The sequence below is a fragment of the Variovorax sp. 01T439_2 genome, assembly GCF_056398445.1.
Map to the genome: position 1 here is coordinate 1 of NZ_JBFTPJ010000494.1, position 9,580 is coordinate 9,580.

The window sequence follows — 9,580 nt, forward strand, 5'->3', positions numbered from 1 at the left end:
GACCCACATCGACTGGATTCTCCGTTTCCACGAAGCGCTCATCCGGAGACTGATCGCCGGAGGTTGCCAGATCGCCGCTGGCCGGGGAGACGCATCGAATACGGTTGAAATCCGGCGCGCGGGCGGCGCCATCAGGCTGAGCTTCTCCGAACAGGTGGAAAAGATTGTTCAACCCAAGCGTCAGGATTTCCTCTTTCATCGAGACGAATACAGGGCCGTCGATGGCTACAAGCTGAAGCTGGAAAGAGATTGGCACGTCATCGCCCGCCAATGGACAGGCAGTCGTGAGCAGCTGGAGCAACAGCTTCCAGAGATCACACGCGCCCTGATCGCCTTCCCGGAAGCCGAAGCACTCAGGTCCAAGCTGGTGGCCGAAGAAGCCGCCATCCGACGACAGCAGGAGCGGGAAGCAGCCCAGGCTCACAACATCGCGGTGGCCGCAGAGCAGGCGCGTGCGCAGCGCCGGGAAGCGCGGGCGAATCAACTGCCTCGCTCCGTCGCGGTCGGCCAGTCCCTGGCGACCTATCACAGTGCTCTGGATGTGCTGTCGCGCCTGGAGGGTATCGCCGGCGATCAACCCGAGGATGACGCATTGCGCACATGGATCGCACTCGTGCGAAGCAGCCTCAAGGACCCCGTGCATGAACTGGCCGACGCATTGCGTGCCGAAGCGGCGCAGCCGGAACGGCCGCTTTGGTGGCCGGCGTGAAGCGCCGCCCCAGACCACATCACCAACCTTCGCAGAAACGATCGGAACCCGACATGGCCGAAAACCGCCGAATCCTTGCGCACGTTCTCATCGAAATGAACCCGCTCGCGGATCAGGGTGCAGACGCAACCAAGGCCGCACTGCGATCGGCAATTCAGGTGGGCTTGAATGCCAGGGTTCTGGAACTGAACGTCTTCCCGATCGCAGCGGAAGATGGAGCGCGTCATGTGAAGGCGCAGATTCCGCACTCGGAACCCTCGGACCATGATCAGATCGTCGAAGAGTACATGCACAGCGGCATGCAGGTACAGATCTTTCGCGATAGCGGGCGCCGCTCCCCGCCCACCTACTACGCAGTCGTCTTGAACCCGAAAGTGAAGAATCCTTCCGGATCGGTAATCGCAGCAAAGTCCTATGCCGAATTGAAGCAAGCCGCCGAAGCGTGCGCTGAACGTAGGGCGTTTCTGCTGCAAAGGAAGAAGGGAGGAAATTGAAGGGTACCGGCCCACACCGACTCTGGTTCAGAGTGCACGAAGGTTCGGCATGTGCTGAACGCCCTTTCCGATTCGCACGTCCCGTTCCAGTACGCTTCGCATTGCTACAGCGAGTTGGTCTCACCAGACATCCCCGGCAACCTATGGACGTCCCGCAACGGCATTGGATGCGCTGCGGAAGAATCGAAAGGCAATGCCCATGCGAGCCCAAACCAACCATGAATCGAGCGCGTGCGTCACCGCCGACCCTACCGATCAACGAGCCCTGCAGGCGGCTCGTCTGCTGCAGGAGGCGCTCATGCTCCTTTGCTCCGACTCAACGCTGCCGCTGGCGAATCCACATCGGAGACGACCTAACCCCCCATGAGCGGCCCCTGCCGGCGACCCTATCCGCGAAAAGGCTCGGCAGGCAAATATCGAGCAGCAGGCCGATCAGCCAGGAATAGCCCGGCCTGGGGCTAACCGGGTTCTAAAGCTTCAGACTGTGAGCCGAAATTCACCCAACGTCCGCTTTGAAGCACCTCAGTGCAGCAGTATGAACCGAAGCGGATCAGTGGCAGGTGACGCACGGGGCTCTGCGGTTAGGGACAGAAAAATAGCGTCGGATGAGGTTTCCACGCGCTGCTTGGCCGTTAGAAGAGCGTCTGCTCGACTCTAATATGCTTGGATTCGACAAGCTACAAGGAGGCGCTTGGTGATACCGACTTCTTCCAAAAACACCAATACACACACTCGACCATCGGCGCCCAAAGCCAAGCAGCCAGCGTTAGGCTGGGTTCTGATTTCCCGAGCGGAAGTGGCCAAAGCCGAGGCGCTGCTGAATGACAGACAGCGCGGCGTGGTCGACGAGCTCGGACTGCTTTCGATCCACCAGGCTTTCGCTGACAGGCTGTTTCCTGGAACTTCGGTGCTGCACACGCGCCTCAGATACACGTTGTTCGTGCCCTGGCTGTTGCAGAGTGCAGCCGGCAGCAGCAATGCCATCCAGAAACTGGCGCAACTCGAGTTCACTTTGACCGGGCAGCTCAAGCTTGGGCTCAAGAACAGAGCGGCCGACACGGATGACACAGGCGTCATCGGCTCGCGCGTCTACGAGCAAGGAAAGTATGCGGCCCAGCCCGCGTCGTTCTCGTATTGGTCGGCCTTGGCGACGTGGGGAATTCTTGGTCGCGACTATATGCGAGCGGCGCCCTCGCGCGAGGCAGTTCTGGAGGCGCTGGGATCGGAGCGCAAGTCACGCACGGCCGCCGACATGGATGGGCAATCCCTGTCGACGGAACCGGGGTATTTCGGCGACGTACCCCTGCCGCCCCCCGGGTTTCTGGAGGATCCAAAGGGAGTGACGTTCAAGCTTCTGCCCCTCGAGAAAAGATACCTGCGAAATCGACTGGCCGCGCTCAAGGCGCCCACGCTAGAAGGCGAAAAAGCGCGTGAATCTTTCCTGGCAGCGCTGGCTCGCAACCCGGTGAGGCCGACGGTGGGTCGGGACTTCTGGAACGACGATGAGGTTCGCACCAGCGTCCCGCCCGAAGATGCGTCGCTCATCCCACTCGCCCGCAACATCTCTGCGCTGGGCGGCATCGTGCGTGCGGTCTATCTCGCGATGGTCGAACAGGCCTGTGAGAACAAGAATTACCTGACCTCACGCCAGCACCGACATCATCTGATGAAGTGTCGTGCGGCATGGGCTGAAGAGGCAGTGGAAGCAGACCTGGATGCCCTGGTCACTCATGGCCTTGGACTGAAGGAGGACGCTTTATACGACCTCCTCTCAGCAACACAGACTTGGCTGGGAGATTCAGCTGCGCTGCCCAACGCATCGGTTAGGAAGCTCTACGCGAATGTCGAGCACGACCGCAAGCTCGGCAGATCACGACTAACAGGAACTCCAGCCGCCAGTCAGCAGCTGCGCCGGTGGGCTCGTTCTGCTGAAAGCTCCACCCTGGCCAATCGTCTCCACTTCCGTTGGCCCAACGTCAGTCGCCTGATCCGAGACCTTCATGAATAGCCCGGCACACGAGGGGTTCGGTGACGACGATGAAGCGCAAGCCAAACACTTGCCCACATCGTCTCTGCTGGACATCCTGACCCCGCCGGCAGGCTATGTCGTCGATCGCGCGTTGTGCTCGGCCTACTCTGGGCAATGCGCGGTGCTCGTTGCGATGCTGGCGGCGATGATCCGCCAAGGCACGGCCGACGGCAAAGGATCGTCGTCACTGGCGCTCGCGCGTGCGCTGCAGCGCCTGCAGAACCGCGTGCACTTCGTTTTGCAGCACGGCCGCCTGGTCGGGCCGCGAAGCGCGAGCCCGATCCTGAACATGCTGGACAGATTCGTCGTGCCGGTGAAGTACGACGAGCGCTCCGCATCATGGCATCCCAAAGTGTGCATCGTGCGGTGCGTCAGCCGGGGCAACCCGAATGCCAAGGCAATCTGGCGACTATGGATCGGCAGCCGGAATTTCACGAGGGACGAATCCTGGGATATGGCATTGACGCTCACTGGTGAAGCCCGTGGCAAAGGAGAAGATATCCCTGATGTGATCGAACTGACTCGTCAACTCGCCACCGAAGCCAACGTCCAACCGAACTGGCAAGAAGCCTTTCAGGAGCYACCCAAGGTGAGATGGCAGGTCCCTGCCGGCCTTCGGATCGACAAGTTGGCACTGTTCAAGCGAGGCGATCTGCAGCGAGATCTTCAGCCGGCTCCGAAGGATGCACGGAGCATTCTGGCCGTGTCGCCGTTCCTTGACGGTTGGGCTGTCAGGCAACTTCTCAAAGACCAACCAGCGACCCCTGCCCATCGGTCGGTCAGGCCCAGGCTGATCTCGACGTTGATGTGTCTGTCTGAGGTGGCACGGCACCATCGAGCCGCCCTCAGCCGATATGACCTGCGGGAGTTGCCTGAGTCCGGCCAGGACGATCAGGAAGATGACGACGTCGATGCTGAAGCACACAGCCTTGATGCCGATGCGGACGCGACGGAAGGGCGTGGCCTGCATGCCAAGTTCATTTGGATCGAGACGCACAAGCGGGGCGAGCTGAGGTTGGGCAGCACCAATCTCACGGAACGCGGATGGAAGAGGAACGCCGAAGTCCTGGCGATCGCCTCTGTGTCGCTGCCGGGCAGTGGATTCAGCGAAGGCCTGCGCAGTGGATTGAAAGCCTTCGACGATCTCTGCATTGAACACGAACTCGCCGAAGAAAAGCCGCCGATTGAACCTGAGCAGCACCTGAAAGACGAGTTCGAAAAGGTGCGTAAGGCACTGGTGGCTAGCTTCGTCGCCAGCCAGAAGCTGCAGGACGGCGTGGCCATCGTGACGCTCCAGTCATCTCTGCCCCTGCCGGCAGATGCTCGTCTCCGGGTGGGGCGCATTGGAGACACGCTCACCCCGTGGGAGGCAGGCGCCACGGAGATGGCATTGCCAACCGCCCCAATTTACGAGAACGGCGACCTCATTCGCATGGAACTGGCGATCGGCGAGCTTCGATCCGAGTGGCTACAGCACGCCCCCTTTGATCCCAGCCTGTCGCGTGCGGACCGAGACGTCCCATTGCTGCATGCCTATCTGGGCATCGACGGCGTGATCTCCCTGCTCAACGACAGCCTGACCGCCGGCGGCAATGGCGGTGGCGAGCGTCGTGAATGGAACAAGCAGCACCCACCAGGCATCACGTCGGAAACGATCGCGTTGCTGGGCATCGAAGCGGTGCTGAGCAGTTGGATTCGTGATGCCGAATCGCTGCGGGAGACGCAGCGAATCGTCGAGATCGCGCGACGGTGCAAGCCAACGTCCAAGAAGGAAATGAAGACCTACCAACAGCTACAGGCTTTCCTCCTCAGTTGGGATGCGGTCGAACAGGAACTGGTGAAGCAATGAAGGCCAAGCCATTTCAAGAAGCCACGGTTGCCGCAGTCTTGCGCGCCTTCGACCGAACCAGCGCCAGGCGCTATTTGGTAGCCGACGAGCCCGGGCTGGGCAAAACCCTCGTCGCGAGGCAGGTGCTGTCGGAACTGTCTGCGAACCAGAAGATAACCGTTTTGTACGTGTGCGCCAATCAATCGATTGCCACCCAAAACGTGGATCAACTGCTCGGCGACCTGGACGTTGAGGAGCGTAAGAGCGCTCGGGCGTCAGCAGACCGCCCTGGCTTACTGCCGCTGACCACCGCGCCAGATCACCCGCGACTGTGCATCTATTCGTTGACGCCGGGGACGGCCTTCTCCGGTGCAAAGCACCGCCACAGAGGTCGAGTCCAGGAACGCGCGTTCGCCGCTGCGCTTCTTGAGTACGAGGCCGGATCGAGCCTTCAGTGGCTCAGGGACGAGCTGTCCTGGAACGCCCGCAATTTCGACGCCCTGCTCCAAGACTATGGCGTCGAGACCAGGAAAAGAGTTCGACACGTCGATGGAAAGTTCGCCCGGTTCATCGGCAGGTTTTGCACGGCAATGCGCGAATGCATCAAGGCTCAGGGTCCGGTGAAGACCCATGTCGCGCTGAAGGTCATCGTACATCTTGACCGCGAAGAGCAGCGGCAGATTGCTCTTGCTGTCGGCGACACCTTACCAGGCACTACGGCCCACGGCCAGAGTCAGCAAGGTCCGACCCTCGCCTGACGTAAAGCAACAAGATCCAAGCGACGACAACGACTTCTTCCGGCTGCTGGAGTTTCTGCTGGGCAATCAGTCAACGGCCCAGCGCGGCCAGACGATGCGGTCAATCCGAGAGGCCTTCAGCACGAGGGAGGCCGAGGTTCGCCGCGGATCACCCGATTCCGGCATCGCCAAGGCCGCCCTTGAGGACTTGGCATCCAAACTGAGCCGCATCATGTGCCGCACCGAGCGTCCAGTGACTGCTGACGCTGACCTCGTGGGCGAGCCGCCGTTGATTCCGCTGACGGCATCTGACGTCCGATCGTTCCGCGCCTTCTCGACCTGGGTGCCGCGCGACGGACACGCCCACTGGGCAGTACCCCTCTGGAGCTCGGTGCCACTGGCTGCCCAAACGCTCGGCAATCGTTACATGTGCTGGAAGGCGGCGCCCAAGAAACTGCCCACCGCGGAACTGACTGCCAAGACCCTGCACAGCTGGCGGCAACAGGAGTGGATGAGCCCGAAGGTGCGCGGTCTTCTCCAAGCCCTTCCCCCCGAGCGGCTCATGGCTCCCTGGGTGCGACCGACCGTGCCGTGGTGGCCGCTCGAAGGTGGCTGGACCGGGAATGGCGACCAGTCCTTGATCGATGGCAAGGCACTTGTCTTCAGTCGGTTCGCCGCGGTTCCCGGTGCGGTCTCCGCTGTCATCAGCTACAGCGTCGAGGCGCGTGTCTACAACCGCAAGAGCTCACGAGCCAAGCCTAAGTATCGTGCTGGCGCGAAACCGACGYTCAAGAGCGGCGGTGCCAGCCCAGGAATGTTCCGCCTCTTCTTCGCATCCGAATTCCTTGCGTGCATTGATCCGCTGACGAAAGGCTTGCCCAAGACCATTAAAGACGCGCGGTTGGCTCTCATTCCGCAAATCAAGGCGGCGCTCCGTGAACGCGGCACGCTATACAACCCGGCGTCAAAACGCAAGGCTGTGCCGGTCGAGGCATGGCTGGTGCACCTGGCGTCGGATCCGGCGAACCCAGCCGGCGCGGCGCGCAGGGCGTGGATCGATGCAATCGTTGCCGAAGAGGGAGACAAATCCACGCCCAGCCTCGTCGGCGCAGCCTTCGACCGCTTCATAGCAGGCGTACCGAAAGACAGGATGGGTGAGATCACCCGCGCCGAACTCAATGCCCTGGTGGAACTTTCACTGAACTCGCCGGCGGTAGTGCTCGCTCGGGCGGTCATGAGGCACTGGCGCGATGAAGACGGCGATCTCGATTGGGACCAGCCTATCAGCACCGAGGAAGGCAAGCGGGCGGACAAGCGCCGCCTGACCACGCCGAGGATGCTCTTGCAGCGTCTGGCCATCGGCGGTCTGCGGCGCTACTTGGACCGTCCCTGGTTTGCAGCGGCGCTTCAAAGGTCGAAGCGGTTTCACAAGGACTTCGCAGCGGCTCTGCACGACGCTGTCGTCGAGGGCAACCTTGAGAGCGTTCTCGACGAGCATCTGTGGTTCGTGTCGGCCACGAACTCTCAGTCATGGCCGAAGCGCCTGCTGGAGTTGCAGTCTGCGCTCGCTTTGTCAGGTGGGCGAACGGTGTTGCACGAGACAACCAAGGCGGCCAAGAGCAAGTCGCGGGTGCGTTGCAATGTCGCGCTACCGCTGCACCAAGCCAAGGACGAAGACAAGGAGGAAGCCCCGCGTCCTGACGTCGTGCGGCATGCGTTCAACACGCCGTTCTGGCCAATGGTCCTGACCACCACCTCAGTGGGACAGGAAGGCCTCGACTTCCACCCATGGTGCAAGACGGTGGCCCATTGGGACCCCGCGCCAGGTCCGGTCGAACTGGAGCAGCGCGAAGGTCGAGTGAATCGCTACGCGGGCTTGGCGATTCGACGCGCGCTGTCATCGAAGGTCGATACCGATGCGATGGGCAAAGCGGGTGGCAGTCCTTGGATAGCGCTGGCGACCCAAGCCGAGGAGCAAGCAGCGGTCGCCGACATGTCCGGAGGCATGGCGCCGTGGTGGTGCACGCCGGGTGCAGAGGCAATGCAGTTGTACCTGCACTGTGCAGGCAGCAGGGAGTCGGCCGTGCGTGTTCGCCTTGAGCGACGTCGCGCGGTCTACCGCATGGTGCTGGGAGCATCCGAGCCGCACTGGCTCATCGATGAACTCGATGCCACGCAGCCGCCGTCGCCAGAAGATGTTCTGGAGAATTCCCTGGAGTTAGGTGCCTGGAAGCTGAAGCAGAAGAATCAGGTCAAGTTCTCAAAGGCGCCCAAGCCTGCTTGATTCGGTGAGGAACGCTCAGCCGAACTGGACCTTCCTCTGGCGCGCGTTCTCGGCCGCAATCAGCTTGGCTGCTCCCGCCGGAAAGGAACTACGGGCGTTTTTCGCCGGGGGTTCAGCATCTGGTACGGCGGACCATTGGTATTGGGCGAATCATCCAAGTGCTCAACGCAACGCCGGCAGTTGTGTCCATCTGGTCACTTCAGCCGACGGCTTCGCGCCCGCTGAGCTTCGACGTTGGCCGATCACAATCAGGCGCCGAATTCAGCGACGTGAAGGACCGCAGCCGCTGCACACCTGCCATACGACGGTCGCTTGCGAAAAGCGGGTAGGCCCTTTGCCGGCATAGGCCAATTCGGCGGAAATGACCGCTCTTTCGGAAAGCAGTCGCTCGTCTCAATTCCGGCAACGTCCCTACGACTACCTTCGGCCCCGGTGGCTGGCCGGTGTGTGCCCGAAGCGGCTGGCAGCAGGACGGACCCCATGAATTGCCTGGCGGGCTACGGAGCATGGCAGTAGAGCGAGAGCAGCCAGCTTCATGGAGGCCTGCTTCAGGGGCCTAGTCTTGTGACACGCCCCGATGTTTTCTTTTTTCGTACTTCAAGGCACAATCCTGACGCTCAAGACTCGGGCGGAGGGAAATATGCAGCTTTGCAGGCCTCTCTTTGCGTGCGCGTGGTTGCTCCTCGCAGGCTGTAACGGGGACGCGCCGGCCCTGACGTGCCGAACGCCTTGCGCGTCGTCTAACGAGTATCGCGACCTGTTTTGCGTCTGCCGGGTGAAGCCACCACCGGGGCAAAACACCCAGTGGCCATCACCGCCCAGTGCCGGGGATCCGCAACCCACGTTCGATTGGACTTGGCAGGAAGCGGATGGATGTGCGCTCAATCGCCACTACTGGCTCATTAATCCTGGTCCGAAGCGGCTGTCGATTACCGTCACCTGGAAGGTGCAAGGCTCTGATGACCGGGAGAGGCGGGAATATACGCTGCCCGCGCGCGTCACCAACCGGAATGACGGCATCGATCTTGGTTACGAGGAAGAAAAGAGCAATTCTGGCGGGCTGTGCTTTGACAAGGATTTCATGCTTGGCGGCTGGCGAGAGCCTCAGCACGCCTCCATTCAAGAGAGCGTTTTTGCCGCCCTGGACGAAAGCGCGGACGCGATGCGCTCCAGGCATCGAACGACCATTGCCCAGATGCAATCGGTCGTGGTCGCGAGCCTGGACAACAAGGGCTTGGCCCTGCCATTGACGAACGCCATCCAAATTCACGCCGACGCGCCCGTACTGAAGGAGATGAAGAAGATCGAGATGGTCGACTGCGTGTCCATATGCGACAGTGCGGACTCCATGCGATGCGCAATGCGCGGTTTTCCGCCTGACCAGGACAAGCTCAAGCATACGCGCGATCGGCTCCGTCAGACCAACGGAACCGGCACCTATGACCCGGCGGATATTTACAGCATCTTCGGTCTTCAGAAGCAGTCGTGCGTTCGCAGTG

7 protein-coding genes are annotated in these 9,580 nt (G+C 61.4%); all 7 read left to right on the forward strand.

Going from position 1 to position 9,580, the window contains the following annotated elements; translation table 11 throughout:
- Positions 1-709: hypothetical protein (locus AC1DOC_RS21340; RefSeq protein ID WP_478130439.1), on the forward strand; the 709-nt coding region annotated here is incomplete at its 5' end.
- Between the two features lie 53 nt (positions 710-762).
- Positions 763-1,203, forward strand: coding sequence for a hypothetical protein (locus tag AC1DOC_RS21345; RefSeq protein WP_478080467.1), 441 nt, complete (start codon positions 763-765; stop codon positions 1,201-1,203).
- Between the two features lie 694 nt (positions 1,204-1,897).
- Complete coding sequence (locus AC1DOC_RS21350; protein WP_478083252.1) at positions 1,898-3,211, forward strand: DUF6361 family protein; 1,314 nt, start codon at positions 1,898-1,900, stop codon at positions 3,209-3,211.
- Positions 3,204-5,081, forward strand: coding sequence for a phospholipase D-like domain-containing protein (locus AC1DOC_RS21355; RefSeq protein ID WP_478130440.1), 1,878 nt, complete (start codon positions 3,204-3,206; stop codon positions 5,079-5,081). The genes AC1DOC_RS21350 and AC1DOC_RS21355 overlap by 8 nt, the downstream gene beginning before the upstream one ends.
- On the forward strand, positions 5,078-5,818 hold the full coding sequence (locus AC1DOC_RS21360) for a DEAD/DEAH box helicase family protein (protein WP_478130441.1): 741 nt from the start codon (positions 5,078-5,080) through the stop codon (positions 5,816-5,818). The genes AC1DOC_RS21355 and AC1DOC_RS21360 overlap by 4 nt, the downstream gene beginning before the upstream one ends.
- Positions 5,718-8,081, forward strand: coding sequence for a hypothetical protein (locus AC1DOC_RS21365; RefSeq protein WP_478130442.1), 2,364 nt, complete (start codon positions 5,718-5,720; stop codon positions 8,079-8,081). The genes AC1DOC_RS21360 and AC1DOC_RS21365 overlap by 101 nt, the downstream gene beginning before the upstream one ends.
- Before the next feature lie 775 nt (positions 8,082-8,856).
- On the forward strand, positions 8,857-9,580 hold a 724-nt coding region (locus AC1DOC_RS21370), incomplete at its 3' end, for a hypothetical protein (RefSeq protein ID WP_478130443.1).